Raw genomic sequence first — 17,787 nt, forward strand, 5'->3', positions numbered from 1 at the left:
TGGTGAACCTCCCTCACATCACCGCTCCGCCGTTGACACCCAGCACCTGGCCGGTGATGAAACCCGCTGCCTCCGAGCACAGAAACCCGACTGCCGCGGCGATATCGGCGCCGGTGCCCAGGTGACCGACCGGGATGTTGGCGGCGATCTCTTCGTTGGACTTCAGATACCCCGCCGCCTGCGCATTGTGCTGCATCGGGGTCTCGATGCCCGACGGCGGAATGTTGTTGACGGTGATTCCGTGCGCGGCGTATTCGCGGGCCAGCGATTTGGTCAGGGTGATCACCGCGCCCTTGGACGCCGCGTAGTGCGCGGCGAAGGGTGAGCCGCGCTGGGCGCTGGACGACGAGATCATCACGATGCGGCCCCATTTCGCGGCCACCATGTCCGGCAGGGCGACCTGACAGCAGTGGAAGGTGCCGGTCAGGTTGACGTCGACGATCCGGTTCCAGGACTCGGTGCTGATCTCCGCGAACGGGGAGAAGCCGAACATGCCCGCACTGGTGACCAGAATCGACACGGGCCCGAGTTCGGCACGCACGTGGGCGAAGGCCCGTTCGACAGCGGCGCGGTCGGTGACGTCGGCGCCGACACCGACGGCGGTGATCTCCTGCGCCCGAAGCGCATCGGTGACGCGTTGCGCCGCAACCTCGTCGATGTCCAGGACGGCGACCTGGTGCCCGAGTCGGCCAAGCTCGTGGCACGTCGCCTCACCCATGCCCGAGGCGCCGCCGGTCACCACGGCCACCCGGCTCATTCGTACACCACCCGAACCGTACGGGTGGTGGGCAGGGACTGGCAGGTGAGCACCCAGCCCTCCGCCACCTCGTCGTCGTCGAGCGCGTCGTTGTTGATCATCCGGGCGCAGCCCTCGGTCAATCGCGCCATACACGTTCCGCAGGAACCGATCTCGCAGGATGAGGGGGCGTTCAGCCCCGCCATCCGGGCGGTCTGCAGCAGGGTGTCGCCGGCGGCGTAGGCCACAGTGGTCGAGCGCCGATTCAGCTCGATGGTCACCGTCTCGGTGGCCACCTCGTCGGCGACGGCGGGCGGGGATTCATGCATCACCATCACAATATCAACTACTTGTCATCAGTATCAAGTACTAGATACACCGGGTGCCTCATCCCTCATTCCTCGACGTGGTCTTCGAAGAGTTGGTTACCGGTGCCCTTCTCCACCACCCGGGCCAGCAGTTCGCGCAACGTTTCCTTCTCTTCGGCGCTCAGCACGCCGAACACCTCCTCGTGAGCGGCCACCGCGTCGGCGAACACCGCCGCCACCACTTTGCGTCCGTCTTCGGTCAGATACGCGTGCAGAATGCGCTTGTGCGCCGGGTCGGGTTTACGCTGCACCAAGCCGCGCCGTTCCAGGGCGGTGAGAGCCAGCTGCACGCCCTGCGGGGTGATCAACAGCCGTCGGGCCAATTCGGCGCCGGACAGGCCCGGCTCGTTCGAAAGTTGGCGCAGCACACCGACTTGCGCGGTGCTGACACCGTGGCTGCTGATGGCGTCGTTCACGGTGGTCAGCGAGTAGTAGAAGGCCTGCTTGAGCAGCCACAGGATGTTCTCGGTGAGTTCCATAGCCGTCTCCCGCTCAGGCCGCCGGCGTCTTGTAGATCTGCCCGTCCTTCATGACGAACGAAACCTGTTGCGTGACACCGATATCGCGCGAGGGGTCGCCGGGCACCGCGATCACGTCGGCCAGGTAGCCCGGCGCCAAACGGCCCGATTCGTGGTCTGCTTCGACGAGTTCGGCGGCCACTACCGTGGCGGCGCGAATCGCCTGCATCGGTGTCATGCCGCGGGTCACCAGCGCCCCGAGTTCCTTGGCGTTCTGGCCATGCGGGATCGCCGGCGCGTCGGTGCCGCAGGCGATCCGCACCCCGGCGGCAATCGCCTTGGGCAGCATGGTTTTTGCCCGGGGAAACACGTCTTCGGCCTTCTTGCGCAGTTCGGGCGCGATCCGGTCGATGGCCATCGCCTCGGTCAGGTAGGTGGTGGAGACCAGGAAGGTCCCGTGGTCGGCCATCATCTGGATGGTGTCGTCGGAGGCCAGGAAGCCGTGCTCGATGCAGTCGATGCCGGCGCGGATGCACGCCCGGATGGCGGTGTCGCCGACCGCGTGGGCGGCCACCCGGACGCCCGCGCGGTGGGCCTCGTCGGCGATCGCGGCGAACTCGGCGTCGGAGTACTGCTGGGCGCCCGGCGCGGTGCTGTGCGACATCACCCCGCCGGACGCGGAGACCTTGATCAACTTGGCGCCGTGCCTGATTTGGTAACGCACACAGGCGATTACGTCGGGAACGCCGTTGGCGATACCCTCGGCGATGGATAACGGCATGATCCCGGGCGCCAAGCGCTGGAAGACCGTCGGGTCAAGGTGCCCGCCGTAGGGCGTGACGGCGTGCCCGGCCGGATAGATGCGCGGGCCGGTGTGCCAGCCCTGCTCGACAGCGCGCTGCAGTGCGACGTCGAGCAGGTAGCCGCCGGTCTTGACCATCAGCCCGAGGTTGCGCACCGTGGTGAAACCGGCATCCAGGGTGGTGCGCGCGTTGACCGCGGCGCGCAGCGTGCGGTATGCCGGGTCGTCCTGCACACCGTGCATCGGGGCGGGCAGGCCCTCAGGTCCGCCCGGGCCGCCGATGAACAGGTTGAGTTCCATGTCCATCAACCCCGGCAGCAACGTAACGTCGCCGAGATCGATGACGGAAGCCGAAGCTGGCAGCGGCCCTTCGGGATTGACGTCGGTGATCCGGTTGCCATCCACCACCACCACGGCGGATTCGCGCACCACGCCGGCGTCCACGTCGGCCCAGCGCGCCGCCTTCAGGACGGTGGTCACGGGAACGGCTCGGACACACAGTCCAGGGTGGAAGCACCGGAGTCGGGTACCCGGGGCTGTTTCCAGCACTCCACCGGGAACGACACCATGATCATCGAATACAGCAGGTGCATCAGGTTCAGCACGTCTTCGGGCAGATCGTCGAGTGGGAACTTGTCGCAGTAGGCCAGGGCCTCTTCGGCGCGTGGCGTGATCGCGTCGTAGAACGCCTTCATCTCGACCATCGAGCTGGCCAGCCGCTTGGCGTAGCGCTGCGGTTCGGTGGGTAGACACCAGTCGGCGAACGGTTCCAGGTCGGCGAATTCGGTTGGCAGCACGGCAGACATCGGAGTCACACTCTCGCGGGGTCGGTGCGCTGGTACTCGTCGATCCACGCCGCGGTCTCCTTGTGCAGGTGGCGCAGCAGGATCTCCTGGTCGTTGAGCACGAAGTCGTCGACCACCCGCGACTCGATCATGCTCTGGGTGGCCTCCAGCGTGTTGGCGTCCTGCAGGCCGTACTCCTTGAACGACACCGCCGCGAGTTCCTGGGCGACCCGCTCGCGGGGAGTCCGCGGCTGCGGGAAATACAGGGTGCCCTCGAAGATGTGACTGTTGTAGGACGTCGGCCAGTAGTGGTAGGTCAGATACCAGCCCTGGCCCCAGAACAGGATGACGAAGTTCGGGAACAACTGGAACGAATCCAGGCCCCACGGATCGCATTTCGCCGGATTCAGCCCGGGCGGCATTGGGCCCAGGTCCGGCTTGTCCCACGGCCCGAACAGGCCGCTCTGGCAGATGTCCTCGATCGGCTTGCGCATCTCCGCCGACATCTCCCAGGCCCGCACACCCGAGGTGCTGACCAATCGGTGCGGGCCCTCCAACCGGTAGTGCGGGGCCTCGAACCCGGCCTCGGCGGCCGCCTTCGAGTACGCGGTCGGCGACTGGTTCGCGTGCAGTACCGGCGCGTGATAGAACTCCTGGAACGCGTCCATGTAGAGCTTCCAGTTCGCCTTCACCTCGGAGCGGTAGTACCAGCGCGAGGTCATCAGGTCGAACGGATATCCCTCCAGTGCGGTCACCATCGGGCCCAGGAATTCCCGCAGCGTCTGTTCCGGCTGCTTGGCGAAGTTGACGAAGATGAAGCCTTCCCAGACGTCGCAGTGCACCGGCACCAGGCCGTAACGGCTCTTGTCGAGGTCGAAGAACTCGCCCTCCTGCTGCACGAACGTCAGGTTCCCGTCCAGGTCGTAGCGCCACGCGTGGTACTTGCAGGTGAACTGGCGGCACGTGCCGCTGGTCTCCTCGAGCGGCATGTCGTTCCACACCAGTTTGTTGCCGCGATGCCGGCACACGTTGTGGAACGCGTTGATCTGTCCAGATGCGTTGCGCACCAGAATGATCGAGGTGTTGACGACCTTCAGTTCCTTGGTGAAATAGCTGCCCTTGCGTGGAAGCTGTTGCACGCGGCCGACATTGAGCCAAGCGCGTTTGAAGATCGCGGCGCGCTCCAACTCGTAGATCTGCGGGCTGATCGAGTCCTCATAGGACACCGGCCCGGTGCCCAGTTCGGGATAGTGCTGCGTCCAGCTGCCTTCCGGCGGCTTGGGAAATCGGGGCATAACGGCTCCTGTCTTCCGTCAGGGCCGACGGTATATGCTCAATACCCGAATCGCAAGTAGTTGATACTGGAAGGCGGCCGATGGGATCGCAGGTTTTCGAAGTCATCTCTCCGCACACCGAGCAGCCGATCGCCGAAGTCACCGCGGCCAGCGCCGCCGACGTCGACGCCGCGATCGCTGCCGCGCGCGCGGCCTTCGACTCCTGGGGACGCGGCGCACCCGCCGATCGCATTGCCGCGATCCGGCGGTTGGCTGACGTGTACGACGAGCGGCGCAAGGAGATGGCCCAGACCATCAGCGCCGAGATAGGCGCTCCGATCACCTTCGCCCAGCGTGCGCAGGTGGGCCTGCCCGCGATGATGATGCGTGCGTTCTGCGACCTGGCCGAGCGCCACCCGTGGCAGGAGAACCGGCGCGGCTTCTTCGGCACCGACGTCCAGGTGCGCAAGGAACCGGTCGGCGTCGTCGGCGCCGTCGTGCCGTGGAACATGCCACAGTTCCTGATCGTCACCAAGCTGGTGCCCGCGCTGCTGGCCGGCTGCACGGTGGTGCTCAAACCGGCGCCCGAATCACCTTTGGATGCCTTGCTTTTGGCCGAGATGTTGGCGAGTGTGGGCCTGCCGGAGGGTGTGGTCACGCTGGTATTGGGCGGCCGCGATGTCGGCGAAGCCCTGGTCAGCCACCCCGGCTTGGACAAGGTGTCGTTCACCGGTTCCACGGCGGCCGGACGCGCGGTGGCAGCCGCATGTGCGCCCAACCTGACCAAGGTCAGCCTCGAACTCGGCGGCAAGTCCGCGGCCGTCGTCCTCGACGACGCCGCCCCGGAGCAGGTCGCCGCGGGCGTACGATCGGCCAGCCTGTCCAACAGCGGGCAGATCTGCAACGCGCTGACCCGCGTGCTGGTGCCGCAGCAGCGCCACGACGAGTACGTCGACGCGCTGGCCGCCGAGATGGGAGCGCTGCGGGTCGGCGACCCCGCCGAAAAGGACACCCAGCTCGGCCCGCTGGTCTCCCAGCGCCAGCAGAGCCGGGTGCGCGGGTACATCGAAATCGGGCAACGGGAGGGTGCGCGAATGGTGCTGGGCGGCACCGAGATGCCCGACGGCGTGGACCGCGGCTGGTACGTCAAGCCAACTCTTTTCGCGGGCGCCGACAACGCGATGCGCATCGCGCGTGAGGAGATCTTCGGTCCCGTCATCACCGTTATCCCATACCGCGACGAGGACGACGCGGTGGCCATCGCCAACGACTCCGACTACGGCTTGGCCGGCTCGGTGTGGACCGGTGACACCGATCGCGCGCTGGCGATCGCCGGCCGCATCCGCACCGGGACGCTAGGCATTAACCAGGGCTACACAATGGACCCGTTCGCGCCGTTCGGTGGTGTGAAGGGCAGCGGGTACGGGCGTGAGCTGGGTCCTGAGGGGTTGGACTCGTACCTGGAGACCAAGTCGATCGCTGTTGCGCCGGGAGGCTGAGCGGGGTCGGGTGTGAAGCGGTAGCGTCGGGTGTGAAGCCGGGGCGTTGGGCATGAAGCCTGGGCGTTGGGTGTGAACCCTGGGCGCGAAAACCACGAAAATCCCGCCACCACAACACTTTCAACGCCCAAACTTCACACTCAACGCCACAGCTTCACACGCGAGACCTCAGCCGGGAAAAACCAGGCCCTAGCGCCGCGGAACCGCGCCGCTGCGCGTGAAGCTGGGCGTTGCGCGTGAAACCTGGGCGCTGCGCGTGAAACCTGGGCGTTGGGCGTGAACCCTGGGCGTTGGGTGTGAAACCTGGGTGCGAAAACCGCGAAAATCCCGCCACCACAACACTTTCAACGCCCAAACTTCACACTCAACGCCACAGCTTCACACGCGACACCTCAGCCGGGAAAAACCAGGCCCTAGCGCCGCGGAACCGCGCCGCTGCGCGTGAAGCTGGGCGTTGCGCGTGAAACCTGGGCGCTGCGCGTGAAACCTGGGCGTTGGGCGTGAACCCTGGGCGTTGGGTGTGAAACCTGGGTGCGAAAACCGCGAAAATCCCGCCACCACAACATTTTCAACGCCCAAACTTCACACTCAACGCCACAGCTTCACACGCGACACCTCAGCCGCGTAAAACCACGCCCTAGCGCCGCGGAACCGCGCCGCTGCGCGTGAAGCTGGGCGTTGCGCGTGAAGCCTGGGCGCTTGGTGTGAAGCCTGGGCGTTGGGTGTGAAACCTGGGCGTTGGGCGTGAACCCTGGGCGCGAAAACCGTGAAAATCCCGCCACCACAACACTTTCAACGCCCAAACTTCACACTCAACGCCACAGCTTCACACGCGGCCACACCTCAGCGGAACGCCCAGCAGGACCAAAACGCCCTTCAGGACTTCTTCTTCAAGTCCGTATCCCGGCTCGGCTGCACTCGTTTCGGCTCCCCCGGCATCTTCGGGTAGTTCGGCGGATACGGCATATCCCCCAACCCGCGCTGCTCGTCGGCAGCCACCATCTCCAACAGCGGCGCCAGCGATTGCGCCTCCTCGTCCATCCCGGCCCACGGGTCCGCCCGCGCGGCAATCAGATCGGGCACCGTGGCCATGGTGTAGTCGTCAGGGTCCGCATCCGCGAGTTCGTCCCAGCTCAGCGGCATCGAGACCGTCGCGATCGGGGTGCGCCGCACCGAATACGGCGACGCCATGGTGCGGTCACGGGCATTCTGGTTGAAGTCGATGAAAATGCGCTGTCCGCGCTCTTCCTTCCACCAAGACGTCGTCACCGCCTCCGGCGCGCGCCGCTCTACCTCGCGGGCCAGCGCGATACCGGCGCGACGCACCGCGATAAAGTCCCAGTCGGTGGCGATCCGCAGATAGACGTGCACCCCGCGACCGCCCGAGGTTTTGGCGTAGCCCACCAGACCGAGTTCGTCGAGCAGCGGCCGCAGCACCTCGACGGCAACCGTGCGAGCCTCGAGGAAGCCGGTGCCGGGCTGCGGGTCCAGGTCGATGCGCAACTCGTCGGGATGGTCGGTATCCGGGCAGCGCACCTGCCACGGGTGTAGCGTGACGGTGCCCATCTGCGCCGCCCACACGATCGCCGCCGGGTGCGTCACCTTCAGCGCGTCGGCGGTACGTCCCGACGGGAAGGTGATCCGGCACGTTTCCAGGTAGTCGGGGTGATGCTGCGGCACCCGCTTCTGGTAGATCTCCTCGCCGTCGATGCCGTCGGGGAACCGCTGCAGATGGGTGGGCCGGTCCCGCAGGGCGGTCAGCATCGGGCCGGCACCGACCGTCGCGTAGTAGTCGATCAGCCGGCCTTTGGTGCCGTCGGTCGCCAGCGCGGGAAAGTACACCTTGTCCCGGTTGGTCACCCGCACGGCGATGCCGTCGACGTCGAGTTCTTCTGCTTTGGCAGCCATGTCTGGCTACCAGCATGCCGCACGACACAATGATCCAATGGATTTACCTGTCATGCCGCCCGTGTCGCCGATGCTGGCCAAGCCGGTCAAGACGATCCCGAACGACGCCTCCTACGAACCCAAATGGGATGGGTTCCGCTCCATCTGCTTTCGCGACGGCGACGAGGTGGAACTGGGCAGCCGCAACGAACGGCCGATGACGCGGTACTTTCCCGAACTGGTCGCCGCGGTCAAAAGCGAGTTGCCGCCCCGCTGCGTGATCGACGGGGAGATCGTGATTGCCACCGCGCACGGCCTGGATTTCGAAGCGCTGCAACAACGTATCCATCCCGCCGACTCGCGGGTGCGGATGCTGGCCGAGCAGACCCCGGCGTCGTTCATCGCGTTCGACCTACTCGCCCTGGACGACGAGGACTACACCGGGCGCCCGTTCACCGAGCGGCGCGCGGCGCTGGTCGAGGCGCTGACGGGCTCGGGACCGTCGTTTCACGTGACCCCGGCGACCACCGATCCCGCAGTCGCGCAACGCTGGTTCGACGAGTTCGAGGGCGCCGGCCTCGACGGGGTGATCGCCAAGCCGTTGAGCGTCACCTACCAGCCGGACAAACGGGTGATGTTCAAGGTCAAGCACGAACGCACCGCCGACTGCGTGGTCGCCGGTTATCGCGTACACAAATCGGGCGCCGACGCGATCGGGTCGCTGCTGCTGGGGCTCTATCAGCCGGACGGTCAACTCGCCTCGGTCGGGGTGATCGGCGCCTTCCCGATGGCCGAACGCAGACGGCTGTTCGCCGAATTACAGCCGCTGGTCACCGAGTTCGACCAGCATCCGTGGAACTGGGCCGCGCACGAATCCGGCGAACGCACGCCACGCAAGAACGAGGGCTCACGCTGGAACGCGGGCAAGGATTTGTCGTTCGTGCCGTTGCGACCGGAGCGGGTGGTCGAGGTCCGCTACGACCACATGGAGGGCGTGAGATTCCGCCACACCGCCCAATTCAACCGATGGCGCCCCGACCGCGAACCGCGCTCGTGCACCTACGCGCAGCTGGACCAGCCGGTCACTTTCAGCTTGGGCGACATCGTGCCCGGGCTTTTGCGGAAAGACACGTGATGGGCGGTGGAATGGCGCGGCCGCCGCGGAGATTACGTGGCGCAGCCTTAAGATGTCGTGATGCTGCACGTATGTTCACTGTTCGTTGCACGCACCGCCGCGTTCGACGAATATGGCGCGATCAACGCCACCTCCATTCCCATGGCGTGGTTTCAGGTCGACCAAATGCCGTTATGGGCAAAGGTTCCGGTGGTTCTGGTAGTGCATGCGCCGGCCGGTGGCGACTACGACCCGGATCTGCACGTGGTGTGCAAGGATCCGGCCGGCAAAGCGTTGGGATCGCTGCGCGCAGCCTGGCATTGGCCTGATGACGGAAAGCTGCCGTCGAAGTACCGGTGTTTCACCCAGGAGCTCGCATTTCAGGTGGAAACCGAAGGTGAATACACCATTGGCGCCTATTACGACGCCGACGGCAAATTCGAGTTGTCCACACCCGTCCCGATGTCGATCGTGCTGGCCGAAAAGAACCCCGAAAACGACGTCGACGACGACGACGAAGCCGCACTTTGAATTGATTCGACCGGTATTGCCAACGCCGGGTTTTCGCCAACCTCGCCCCGTTAAGCTGTCGTGATGCACGTAGCCGCACTACTCGTGGCGGGTTCCGCCAACATCGACGATTCCGCTATCGACGCCACCCGTCTGCCGACGACCAGTTACGACATCAACCAGGTTCCGATCTGGCTGACGGTCCCGCTGGTGCTGGTCGTGCACGCACCGGCCGGTGGCGATTTCGACCCGGAGCTGTTCGTCGTCGCGAAGGATCCCGGCGGGTCGATTCGCGGCACCCTGCGCTCTGCCTGGCAATGGCCGGACGAGGAGAACAAGGCGTCGAAGTATCGCTGCTTCACCCCGCAGCTCTCATTCGCGATCGAGACCACCGGTGAATTCACGATCGGCGTCTACCACGATGCGGAAGCCACCCGTCCCATCGCCACACCCATACCGCTGATGATCAACCTGGCCGGCGGGCGTCCGGGCCGCAACGGCAACTAGACCGCGACCGTCAGCGTCGACAGACCGCGCAGGGTGAGGTTCGGCTTGTACAGCGGTTCGCCGGCCAGTCGCGCGCCGGGAAAGCGTGCCGTCACCGCCGACAACGCCGCACTGGCTTCCAACCGGGCCAGCGGCGCACCCAGGCAGTAGTGGGCGCCGCGGCCAAAACCCAAGTGCCGCAACCCAACACGATCCGGATCGAAGACGTCGGGGCGCTCGAATTCGGCGGGATCACGGTGCGCTGCGGCCACCAGCAGCGTCATCATGTCCCCTTTGGCCACGTTGGTTCCGCCAATTGTCATGTCGTCCAACGCGATTCGGCTGAGTTGTTGCACCGGCGGATCGTAGCGCAGCGTCTCCTCCACCACGGCCGACGCCCGGGATGGGTCCTGGCTCAACGCCGTCCATTGCCGGCGGTCGCGCAGCATCGCCAGGATCGCGTTGCCGATCAGGTTCACCGTGGTCTCGTGCCCGGCGACCAGCAACAGCAGACAGGTCGAGACGATCTCCTCTTCGGTCAACTGATCGCCGGAGTCGTTGACCGCCACCAACCCCGACATCAGGTCGTCGCCGGGGTCGCGGCGCCGCAGCGCGATGAGGCTGTGCAGATATTCGCGCAGGCTCGCGCCGGCATCGAGGGCGTTGCTGATGTCGTCGGCCTCGCTGTCGGCGAAGAACGGGTCCAGTGACTTCGCCAGCACCGCCGACGCCCGGCTGAACTTCGGCTCGTCGTGCAGCGGCACGCCGAGCAACCGGCAGATCACCGCGACCGGCAGCGGGTAGGCGAAGTCCGCGACCACGTCGAAGCTGCCCTTCTCGGCGATCCGGCCCAGCAGTCCGTCCACCAGCGCACCGATCTCGGGTTGCAGCGCGTTGACCACCCTCGGCGCGAACGCCTTGCTGACGAGTTTGCGCAGCCGGGTGTGGTCGGGCGGGTCGAGAAACAGAAATCCCGGCGGCGTCTCCCGGCGTAGCGTCTGGTCGGCCTCGATCATCCGCTGCGCCGCGGTCGACTTGGAATGGTCACTGCTCGACGACGGATGCCGCAGCACGTCGTCGCAGTCGCGGTACGACGAGAACATGACGAAGCTGCCGCCCGGCAGCTCGACCGGGCCGAGATCGCGCAGCTGCGCGCACACCGGGTAGGGGTCAGGCCGGCTCGCCGGGTCCAGCAGCCGCAGCAACAGCGCCTGCGGGTCTTGCGCGGTGGACTGGGCTGGCGTCGGCGGCATGGGCCCCATTGTGCCCGTGTCGAGCGCGAGCCCAATGGCCCCGGCACTACTCCGCTGCGTCAAGGTGCGCCATCAGGCGGTCCAGGAACTCGCGCTGGCCCTTGAGCAGCTTGATCCGGGCCTGCGCCACCGGGAACCAGCCGACTCGGTCGACTTCGGGGAACTGCCGAATCTTGCCCGACCCGCGCGGCCACTCCAGCTCGAAGGTGTTGCTGCGCGCGTCGGTGACGTCGAGATCACCGGCGACGGCGAACGCGGTGACGATCTTGCCGCCGGACTGCTGCACCGCGCCGAGGTCGATGCGTGCCCCGGCCGGGACCGGCAGCCCGAGCTCCTCGCCGAACTCGCGTTGCGCGGCCGCCCACACGTCGTCGCCGTCGGTGTACTCGCCTTTCGGGATCGACCAGGCGCCGTCGTCCTTGCGCGCCCAGAACGGACCACCCGGATGAGCGATCAGGACCTCGACGACACCGCAGCGTGTCCGGTACAGCAGCAAACCCGCGCTGAGCCGCGGCATCAGGCTCCCACGGCCTGCTCCAGGTCCTTCAGCGACGACTCCAGATGGGCGAGCAACCGTTGCAGGTGCGGCACGCTGCGCCGGCAGCCGACCAGCCCGAAGTCCAGGTTGCCGGCGTTGTTGACCAGCGTGATGTTCAGCGCCTGGCCGTCCGGGATGTTGGACAGCGGGTAGCTGCCGTCCAGCCGCGCCCCGCCGTAGTAGAGCGGGTCCGCCGTCCCGGGCACGTTGGAGATGACGATGTTGAACGGCGGCGGCACCGCCGAGAGGAACCCCGGCACACCGGACAACAGCAACGGCGCCATGTTCAGCGCCGACAACGCCAGCACCTCATACGACGGCAGGTCGGCGAGCACTTTCTTGTTGCGGCGCATCGACTCGGCGATGATCTCGATCCGCTTCGCCGGGTCTTCGACATCGGTGGCCAAGTTGCACAGGATGCTGCCGACCTTGTTGCCGCCGCTGTCGGCGTCGGCCTCCGAACGCAGGCTCACCGGCACCATCGCCACCAGCGGCGTGTCGGGCAGTGCGTGCTGCTCGAGCAGGTAGTAACGCAGCGCACCTGCGCACATCGCCAGCACGGCGTCGTTGACCGTCACACCGGCGGCCTGCTTGACGCTCTTGACCCGGTCCAGTGACCAGGACTGTGCCGCGCACCGCCGCGCTCCTCCGACCTTCACGTTGAGCATGGTGTGCGGCGCGGCGAACGGCAGCGTCAACTGCTGTTCCAGCAGTGCCGCGCGGGCCAGCTTCAACGTCGAAGGGCCAACTCCCGCAAGCCCTTTGAGGGACCCCGCCAGTTTCATCAGTGAGTTCAGCGGGTTTGAGCCTCCTTCGGAGGGGGCTGCCGGTTTCGGCGGCCGCGGCAAACTCCACATCGCTTTGACTTCGGTGTCGTGCGGGTCGGTGGACAGCGTGCGCTGCATCAGCTTGACCGCCGAGACACCGTCGATCAGCGCATGGTGCATCTTGGTGTACAGCGCGAACCGGCCGTCCTGCAGGCCCTCGATCACGTACGCCTCCCATAGCGGGCGGTGCCGGTCGAGCAGGGCGGTGTGCACCCGCGAGGTCAGCTCCAGCAAGTCGCGGACCCGTCCCGGCGACGGCAGCGCCGAGCGCCGCACGTGGTAGTCGACGTCGACTTCGTCGTCGTAAGCCCAAGCGAGAGTGGCGATTCCACCCGCGATCTTCGCGGGGTGCTTCCGGAAAGTCGGCTGAAATTCGTCGTTGGCGATCAGCGCCTCGTAGAACTCCCGGACGAACTGCGGTCCGGCTCCCTCCGGAGGCTCGAACAGCGACAGGCCACCGACGTGCAAGGGATGCTCCCGCGATTCGCTGAACAGAAACATCGAGTCGGTGGGCACCATGAGTTCCATCCGGCCATTACACCCCGAGAATGCCCCGGACGTAATAGCCCTGCACGAACCGATGACCTCGGCGGCCTGAGTCCCCGCGTGAGAGTGAACGTCACGACGCGCCGTAAACCCGTCGCAGAAATCGCGCTCGGCCGGGGGTGCTCACCAAACGATCGCCTTGCCGCCCTGATTGGATTGCCGCTATGTCCAAGCGTGTCAGCCCCCTGAGCGTTCTGACCGTCGTCGCCGCTCTGGGCAACGCGGCCGTCGGCGGCCTGTTCTTTGCTTTCTCCGCCTTCGTCATGCGCGGCCTGGACCGGATCAACCCGGTGGACGCGGTTGTCGCGATGCGTGCCATAAATGCTGCCGCACAAGCGAATCCACCATTCTTGACGCTGTTCTTCGGGGCGGCTGTCACTGCACTGGCGGTCGGCATCGTCGCGGTGACACAGCTGGCGCGCCGCGGCAGCGGCTACCTGCTGGCCGGCGCGGTGCTGGCCGTCGTCGCGCTCGTCGTCACCGCCGCATGCAACGTGCCGCTCAACGAACAGCTGGACAAGGTCCGGCTCGCGACGGATGCCGCGCCGGCGTGGCATGCCTACTCCGGGCCGTGGACGGCGTGGAACCATGTGCGCACCATCTGCCCCCTGCTCGGCGCGGCGCTGCTGGGTGTGGGTCTGCTGCGCCGCTGATCAGGGCACCTGATCCAGTAGGTTCACAGCAGACCACAAGGAGACGATGCGACGTGAGCGATGGATCCGCCGAAGACGGCATTCCGGCGCGGGTGGTGCACAAAGCGAGCACCACGCTGATCGCCGCGGCACGAAGGTGGGCCTGGACCAACCCGGCGGTGCCGATCGGACTGGCCAGCCTGGCGCTGGCGGGCTACCTCGTACATCGGGTGGGCGGACACCGGCGCTTGGGCAACGCGCTGGACTCCACGGTCGTCACCGCGGGCGACGTGCTCGACCCCGATCCCACCGACACCGCCTCGCTGCGCCACCCGGTGCGCCGGGCCGGCCACGCAATCATCGACCGGCTCACCCGCGGCGCGGCCGCCCGCCGCTCAGCGCCGCGTTAGTTAGGGTCAGCTAACTACATCGGCGGGGGCGTCGGTACGCTCGGTCTGTGCCGCAAGAAAACCCCACTACTTCCGATGAATCGGCCGGCGCCGGGTTCGACGCCCCGAAAAGCCTGCGCGAATACGCGCAGACGACCGTGATCAACACCGTGCCGCCGGTATTGGCGTACTACGGCCTGCGTATGTTCGGCGTCACGCCGTACCTGGCCCTGGTGGGTGCGATCGTCGTCGCCACCCTGCAGGGCCTGTCCACCGTGGTGCGCAAACGCAAGATCGAATTCGTCAACGTGGCCGTGCTGGTCTGCGCCGCCGTCTCGCTGGCCGTCGCGTTCACCACCAAGAACCCGCGCATCGTGCAGGTCACCGAACTCATCCCGGCCACCTTCCTGGTCTGGTCGGTGGTGGCCAGCGGCGTGGTGCGCAAGCCCACCTCCAAGATGATCACCGGCGCCATCGCGCCCGGCCTCGCCGACGCGGCACTGCCGCAACGGGGCTGGACCGATCAGGACATCCGCGACTGGCACCGCCTGCACACCCGGCTGTGCGTGCGCCTCGGGCTGATCTGCGGCATGTTCCCGGTCGCCGCGGTCGCGTGCATCTTCACGCTGCCCGTCGACATCTCGCAGATCCTGATCGTGACGGTCGGTCCGACGCTGCTGGTGGTCTGCATCGCGAGCGCCACTACCCTGCTGCGCAGGTTCGTCCGTCGCACCGACGAGGCGGCAGCCGATCGCGCCGCTGCGGTCACCCGACGGGCGTAGCTCCCGAGCTGGACAGGGTGAATCCTCGACCCGAGGCGACCGTGCAGGTGACACCGTTGGATTCGGAGCGGCAGGTGAAGGGGCCGACCGCGGCGGATTGACCGTAAGCCAGCGTCGGGGTGCCTTGGCCCGAATTACCCAGGCAGGTCTCCCCCGAGCAGCTCTTGAACGACCCGTCGGTGCTCAGGCGCACCGACAGCGGCGGCGAGTTGGTTTGGCAGTACGTTTCGTCGGGGATGCCGCTACCCCGCTGGTAGCTCAGTTCGCAGCCGATGTTGCGGCTCGGCGACAGGAATGAACACCACGTACTGGTGCAGACCGGGTTGTCCGCGGCCGCCGTGGGCATCCCCGTCCACCCAGCCGTGACTAGGGCAGCTGCTACTGCGATTGCTGTCTTACGCACCGCAGAATTATCGGATTTTTCTCGTCTCCGGGACGCATGTTTCGGAGATTTCCGCGCATTCGTTGACAGTCGCTGTCATAAGGTCATACGTTGCCAGCCGGCATACCACTCATCCCACCGGAAGGTGACCCATGACCCCCACACCGTCCACATTTCGCGTCATCCAGTGGGCGACCGGGGGTGTCGGAAAAGCCGCCGTGGAATGCGTGCTGAACCATCCGCAACTCGAACTGGCCGGCTGTTGGGTGCACTCCGCGGACAAGAACGGCCGCGACGTCGGCGAGATCGTCGGCATCGACCCCATCGGCGTCACCGCCACCACCGACGTCGACGAGATCCTGGCCCTGGCTGCCGACTGCGTCGTCTACAGCCCACTGATCCCCAACGACGACGAAGTGATCGCGATCCTGCGGTCCGGCAAGAACGTGGTCACTCCGGTCGGCTGGGTCTATCCGGACCTCAGCCACCCGCGCCATCGGGCCGTCGCCGACGCCGCGCTGCAGGCCGGTGTGACGCTGCACGGGTCGGGAATCCACCCCGGCGGCATCACCGAACGCTTCCCGCTGATGGTCTCGGGGCTGTCATCGGCGGTCACCCATGTGCGCGCCGAAGAGTTCTCCGACATCCGCACCTACAACGCGCCGGACGTGGTCCGTCACATCATGGGCTTCGGCGGCACACCCGAAGAGGCGGTGCAGGGGCCGATGGCGGCGCTGCTGGAACAGGGATTCCAGATGTCGGTGCGAATGATCGCCGACCACATGGGATTTCGCATCGATCCCGAGATCAGGACGATCCAGGACATTGCGGTGGCAACCGCGGACATCGACTACGAGCCCTTCCCCATCACCGCGGGAACCGTGGCCGCGCGCCGCTTCCGCTGGCAGGCGGTCATCAACGGCGAACCCGTCATCACCGCTGCGGTCAACTGGCTGATGGGCGAGGACAACCTGGAGCCCGCCTGGAACTTCGGCGACGCAGGCGAACGGTTCGAGGTCGAGATCACCGGCGACCCCACGGTGCACCTCACTTTCAAAGGGCTGCAACCCCAGACCGTGGCCGACGGGCTCGTCCGCAACCCCGGCGTGGTGGCCACGGCCAACCACTGCGTCAACGCCATCCCCGACGTGTGCGCGGCCGCGCCGGGCATCAAGACCTACCTGGATCTGCCGTTGTTCGCCGGACGTCCGGCGCCCCACCTCACGGGTGGCGCCTTGTGACCGTGCTCGGCGACGTGTCGTTCTGCCACTTGGTCATCGGGGTCACTGACATCGACCGCGCCCTGGAATTCTACCGGGATCTGCTCGGTCTCGACGTGGTGTTCGACAACACCATCTCCGGTGAACCCTTCGACACCGTCCTGCACGCCACCCGCAAGCAGGAGGGCCGCGTGGTCGGCGGCTTGCTGGGCGGGCTGATGATCGAACTGCTCTCGTTGACCACCGCCGCGCCCGAGCGCAAGCCGTCGCGGCCCGGTATCACTGGGATCCACAACTTGTCGCTGTCGGTCACGGACCTGGACGACACGCACCTCCGGATCACCGCGGCCGGCTACACCCCCGATCAGCAGCCGTTCGAAATCAGCGGCGTACGAATGTTTTTCGTCAAGGATCCGGCCGGCACCCCGGTCGAGTTCATCGAACTGCCCGGCGGGGCTCGCAGCACCTACGAACTGCACCGTGGGGTGCCGCTGCGACTGGGGCCGGCCCGATGAGCTACTCGCACCCGGACTCGCTGCGGGGGCAGGTCGCCGTCGTGACCGGTGCCGCCCAGGGCGTCGGAAGGGGCGTCACCGCCGCGCTGCTGGAGCGCGGAGCTTCGGTGCTGCTGGTCGACATCCAGGAGGCGAAGCTCGGTGCCACCGCCGACGAATTGCGGACAGAATTCGGTGCAGCGCAACGTCTCTCGACACTCACAGCCGATCTGCGCCACCCCGAGAGCGCGCGGCGCATCGTGGCCGCGGCGGTGGACGCGTTCGGCACCGTGCACGGACTGGTCAACAACGCGATCGCCACCAACGAGCCCAAGGCGTTCGTCGACATCACCGTCGAAGACCTGGCGCTCGGTTACGACGTCGGTCCGCGGGCGACGTTTCTGCTCATGCAAGCCGTGCACCCGTTGCTGGTGGCTGCCGGCGGCGGCTCGATCGTCAACCTGGGCTCGGGGACCGGTACCGGCGGTGAACCCAAGTGGGGTGGCTACGCCGCGGCCAAGGAAGGGATCCGCGGCTTGTCGAAAGTGGCTGCGCTGGAATGGGGCCGCGACAACATCCGGGTCAACGTGATCTGCCCCTTCGCCGAATCGGACGGCGTCAAATTCTGGAAGCAGTTCGCACCCGAGGACTATGCGAAGGCGGTGGGTCGGGTCCCGATGAAGCGGATCGGCGATGTACGGACCGACGTCGGGGCGCTGGTCGCGTTCCTACTGAGCTCCGACGCGACGTTCATCACCGGCCAGACCATTCACGTCGACGGCGGAATCGGCAGCTTCCGGTGACG

20 protein-coding genes and 1 pseudogene are annotated in these 17,787 nt (G+C 66.6%); 10 read left to right on the plus strand and 11 right to left on the minus strand.

Annotated features, from left to right (window positions below):
* Window positions 1-13 precede the first annotated feature (13 nt).
* From MKCMC460_RS00295 to MKCMC460_RS00320, 6 genes and pseudogenes are all read right to left on the minus strand, one after another.
* A complete protein-coding gene (locus MKCMC460_RS00295) occupies window positions 14-757 on the minus strand; it encodes an SDR family NAD(P)-dependent oxidoreductase (RefSeq protein WP_236978877.1) in 744 nt (247 codons plus the stop codon).
* A pseudogene (locus MKCMC460_RS00300) lies at window positions 754-1,029 on the minus strand (2Fe-2S iron-sulfur cluster-binding protein); the annotation flags it as partial. The gene MKCMC460_RS00295 and the pseudogene MKCMC460_RS00300, both read right to left, overlap by 4 nt.
* Window positions 1,030-1,130: 101 nt before the next feature.
* Window positions 1,131-1,583, minus strand: a complete 453-nt coding sequence (locus tag MKCMC460_RS00305) for a MarR family winged helix-turn-helix transcriptional regulator (RefSeq protein WP_236978879.1) — start codon at window positions 1,581-1,583, stop codon at window positions 1,131-1,133.
* 13 nt (window positions 1,584-1,596) lie between these two features.
* Window positions 1,597-2,844: an amidohydrolase family protein gene (locus tag MKCMC460_RS00310; protein ID WP_238305161.1), complete on the minus strand. Its 1,248-nt coding sequence runs from the start codon at window positions 2,842-2,844 to the stop codon at window positions 1,597-1,599.
* Window positions 2,841-3,170: a hypothetical protein gene (locus MKCMC460_RS00315; RefSeq protein WP_370653049.1), complete on the minus strand. Its 330-nt coding sequence runs from the start codon at window positions 3,168-3,170 to the stop codon at window positions 2,841-2,843. The genes MKCMC460_RS00310 and MKCMC460_RS00315 overlap by 4 nt, the downstream gene beginning before the upstream one ends.
* Window positions 3,171-3,175: 5 nt before the next feature.
* The gene (locus MKCMC460_RS00320; protein ID WP_236978883.1) at window positions 3,176-4,444 is read right to left on the minus strand and encodes an aromatic ring-hydroxylating dioxygenase subunit alpha; all 1,269 of its coding nucleotides are present in this window, start codon (window positions 4,442-4,444) and stop codon (window positions 3,176-3,178) included.
* Window positions 4,445-4,524: 80 nt separating this feature from the next.
* On the opposite strand from MKCMC460_RS00320, the gene MKCMC460_RS00325 reads away from it, so the two are divergent.
* Window positions 4,525-5,922 carry an aldehyde dehydrogenase gene (locus MKCMC460_RS00325; protein ID WP_236978885.1) on the plus strand — a complete coding sequence of 466 codons (1,398 nt, stop codon included), beginning with the start codon at window positions 4,525-4,527 and terminating at the stop codon, window positions 5,920-5,922.
* Window positions 5,923-6,798: 876 nt separating this feature from the next.
* Here MKCMC460_RS00325 and ligD read toward each other — a convergent pair.
* The gene (gene ligD / locus MKCMC460_RS00330) at window positions 6,799-7,830 is read right to left on the minus strand and encodes a non-homologous end-joining DNA ligase (RefSeq protein WP_236978887.1); all 1,032 of its coding nucleotides are present in this window, start codon (window positions 7,828-7,830) and stop codon (window positions 6,799-6,801) included.
* Window positions 7,831-7,867: 37 nt separating this feature from the next.
* Here ligD and MKCMC460_RS00335 point away from each other — a divergent pair, with 37 nt between their 5' ends.
* From MKCMC460_RS00335 to MKCMC460_RS00345, 3 genes are all read left to right on the plus strand, one after another.
* Window positions 7,868-8,944 (plus strand): ATP-dependent DNA ligase, encoded by a 1,077-nt coding sequence (locus MKCMC460_RS00335; RefSeq protein WP_238305162.1) that lies wholly within the window; start codon window positions 7,868-7,870, stop codon window positions 8,942-8,944.
* Window positions 8,945-9,004: 60 nt separating this feature from the next.
* Entirely contained in the window at window positions 9,005-9,454 is a 450-nt protein-coding gene (locus MKCMC460_RS00340; RefSeq protein WP_238305163.1) for a hypothetical protein, read from the plus strand.
* Window positions 9,455-9,517: 63 nt separating this feature from the next.
* Complete coding sequence (locus MKCMC460_RS00345; RefSeq protein ID WP_236978891.1) at window positions 9,518-9,940, plus strand: hypothetical protein; 423 nt, start codon at window positions 9,518-9,520, stop codon at window positions 9,938-9,940.
* Here the strand turns inward: MKCMC460_RS00345 and MKCMC460_RS00350 are convergent.
* Genes MKCMC460_RS00350 through MKCMC460_RS00360 form a run of 3 tightly spaced genes read right to left on the minus strand, consistent with a single transcriptional unit; the run spans window position 9,937 to window position 13,065 of the window.
* Window positions 9,937-11,172 carry a cytochrome P450 gene (locus MKCMC460_RS00350; protein ID WP_236978893.1) on the minus strand — a complete coding sequence of 412 codons (1,236 nt, stop codon included), beginning with the start codon at window positions 11,170-11,172 and terminating at the stop codon, window positions 9,937-9,939. The two genes, MKCMC460_RS00345 and MKCMC460_RS00350, sit on opposite strands and share 4 nt — an antisense overlap.
* 46 nt (window positions 11,173-11,218) lie before the next feature.
* Window positions 11,219-11,689 carry an NUDIX domain-containing protein gene (locus MKCMC460_RS00355; protein WP_236978895.1) on the minus strand — a complete coding sequence of 157 codons (471 nt, stop codon included), beginning with the start codon at window positions 11,687-11,689 and terminating at the stop codon, window positions 11,219-11,221.
* Window positions 11,689-13,065: a wax ester/triacylglycerol synthase family O-acyltransferase gene (locus MKCMC460_RS00360; RefSeq protein ID WP_236978897.1), complete on the minus strand. Its 1,377-nt coding sequence runs from the start codon at window positions 13,063-13,065 to the stop codon at window positions 11,689-11,691. Before MKCMC460_RS00360 ends, MKCMC460_RS00355 begins: the two co-directional genes overlap by 1 nt.
* Window positions 13,066-13,247: 182 nt before the next feature.
* Between MKCMC460_RS00360 and MKCMC460_RS00365 the strand changes: the two genes are divergently transcribed.
* From MKCMC460_RS00365 to MKCMC460_RS00375, 3 genes are read left to right on the plus strand one after another with little or no spacing between them, the layout of a single operon-like run.
* Entirely contained in the window at window positions 13,248-13,736 is a 489-nt protein-coding gene (locus MKCMC460_RS00365) for a DUF1772 domain-containing protein (protein ID WP_238305164.1), read from the plus strand.
* A gap of 53 nt (window positions 13,737-13,789) precedes the next feature.
* The gene (locus MKCMC460_RS00370) at window positions 13,790-14,125 is read left to right on the plus strand and encodes a hypothetical protein (protein WP_238305165.1); all 336 of its coding nucleotides are present in this window, start codon (window positions 13,790-13,792) and stop codon (window positions 14,123-14,125) included.
* Between the two features lie 47 nt (window positions 14,126-14,172).
* Window positions 14,173-14,886, plus strand: coding sequence for a VC0807 family protein (locus MKCMC460_RS00375; RefSeq protein ID WP_236978901.1), 714 nt, complete (start codon window positions 14,173-14,175; stop codon window positions 14,884-14,886).
* Here MKCMC460_RS00375 and MKCMC460_RS00380 read toward each other — a convergent pair.
* The gene (locus MKCMC460_RS00380) at window positions 14,870-15,232 is read right to left on the minus strand and encodes a hypothetical protein (RefSeq protein WP_238305167.1); all 363 of its coding nucleotides are present in this window, start codon (window positions 15,230-15,232) and stop codon (window positions 14,870-14,872) included. The two genes, MKCMC460_RS00375 and MKCMC460_RS00380, sit on opposite strands and share 17 nt — an antisense overlap.
* Window positions 15,233-15,420: 188 nt before the next feature.
* Between MKCMC460_RS00380 and MKCMC460_RS00385 the strand changes: the two genes are divergently transcribed.
* From MKCMC460_RS00385 to MKCMC460_RS00395, 3 genes are read left to right on the plus strand one after another with little or no spacing between them, the layout of a single operon-like run.
* The gene (locus tag MKCMC460_RS00385) at window positions 15,421-16,509 is read left to right on the plus strand and encodes a dihydrodipicolinate reductase (protein ID WP_238305169.1); all 1,089 of its coding nucleotides are present in this window, start codon (window positions 15,421-15,423) and stop codon (window positions 16,507-16,509) included.
* On the plus strand, window positions 16,506-17,003 hold the full coding sequence (locus MKCMC460_RS00390; RefSeq protein ID WP_370653050.1) for a VOC family protein: 498 nt from the start codon (window positions 16,506-16,508) through the stop codon (window positions 17,001-17,003). The genes MKCMC460_RS00385 and MKCMC460_RS00390 overlap by 4 nt, the downstream gene beginning before the upstream one ends.
* Window positions 17,000-17,785, plus strand: coding sequence for an SDR family NAD(P)-dependent oxidoreductase (locus MKCMC460_RS00395; protein WP_236978911.1), 786 nt, complete (start codon window positions 17,000-17,002; stop codon window positions 17,783-17,785). The genes MKCMC460_RS00390 and MKCMC460_RS00395 overlap by 4 nt, the downstream gene beginning before the upstream one ends.
* Window positions 17,786-17,787 lie beyond the last annotated feature (2 nt).

Source organism: Mycobacterium sp. 20KCMC460 (genome assembly GCF_022179425.1).
GTDB classification, from domain to species: Bacteria; Actinomycetota; Actinomycetes; order Mycobacteriales; family Mycobacteriaceae; genus Mycobacterium; species Mycobacterium kiyosense.

Coding starts and splice junctions, on each gene's coding strand:
- MKCMC460_RS00295 (WP_236978877.1), bottom strand. CDS start 757: ATGAGCCGGGTGGCCGTGGTGACCGGCGGCGCCTCGGGCATGGGTGAG.
- MKCMC460_RS00305 (WP_236978879.1), bottom strand. CDS start 1,583: ATGGAACTCACCGAGAACATCCTGTGGCTGCTCAAGCAGGCCTTCTAC.
- MKCMC460_RS00340 (WP_238305163.1), top strand. CDS start 9,005: ATGCTGCACGTATGTTCACTGTTCGTTGCACGCACCGCCGCGTTCGAC.
- MKCMC460_RS00345 (WP_236978891.1), top strand. CDS start 9,518: ATGCACGTAGCCGCACTACTCGTGGCGGGTTCCGCCAACATCGACGAT.
- MKCMC460_RS00360 (WP_236978897.1), bottom strand. CDS start 13,065: ATGGAACTCATGGTGCCCACCGACTCGATGTTTCTGTTCAGCGAATCG.
- MKCMC460_RS00355 (WP_236978895.1), bottom strand. CDS start 11,689: ATGCCGCGGCTCAGCGCGGGTTTGCTGCTGTACCGGACACGCTGCGGT.
- MKCMC460_RS00395 (WP_236978911.1), top strand. CDS start 17,000: ATGAGCTACTCGCACCCGGACTCGCTGCGGGGGCAGGTCGCCGTCGTG.
- MKCMC460_RS00320 (WP_236978883.1), bottom strand. CDS start 4,444: ATGCCCCGATTTCCCAAGCCGCCGGAAGGCAGCTGGACGCAGCACTAT.
- MKCMC460_RS00335 (WP_238305162.1), top strand. CDS start 7,868: ATGGATTTACCTGTCATGCCGCCCGTGTCGCCGATGCTGGCCAAGCCG.
- ligD (WP_236978887.1), bottom strand. CDS start 7,830: ATGGCTGCCAAAGCAGAAGAACTCGACGTCGACGGCATCGCCGTGCGG.
- MKCMC460_RS00315 (WP_370653049.1), bottom strand. CDS start 3,170: ATGTCTGCCGTGCTGCCAACCGAATTCGCCGACCTGGAACCGTTCGCC.
- MKCMC460_RS00325 (WP_236978885.1), top strand. CDS start 4,525: ATGGGATCGCAGGTTTTCGAAGTCATCTCTCCGCACACCGAGCAGCCG.
- MKCMC460_RS00350 (WP_236978893.1), bottom strand. CDS start 11,172: ATGCCGCCGACGCCAGCCCAGTCCACCGCGCAAGACCCGCAGGCGCTG.
- MKCMC460_RS00365 (WP_238305164.1), top strand. CDS start 13,248: ATGTCCAAGCGTGTCAGCCCCCTGAGCGTTCTGACCGTCGTCGCCGCT.
- MKCMC460_RS00380 (WP_238305167.1), bottom strand. CDS start 15,232: ATGCCCACGGCGGCCGCGGACAACCCGGTCTGCACCAGTACGTGGTGT.
- MKCMC460_RS00385 (WP_238305169.1), top strand. CDS start 15,421: ATGACCCCCACACCGTCCACATTTCGCGTCATCCAGTGGGCGACCGGG.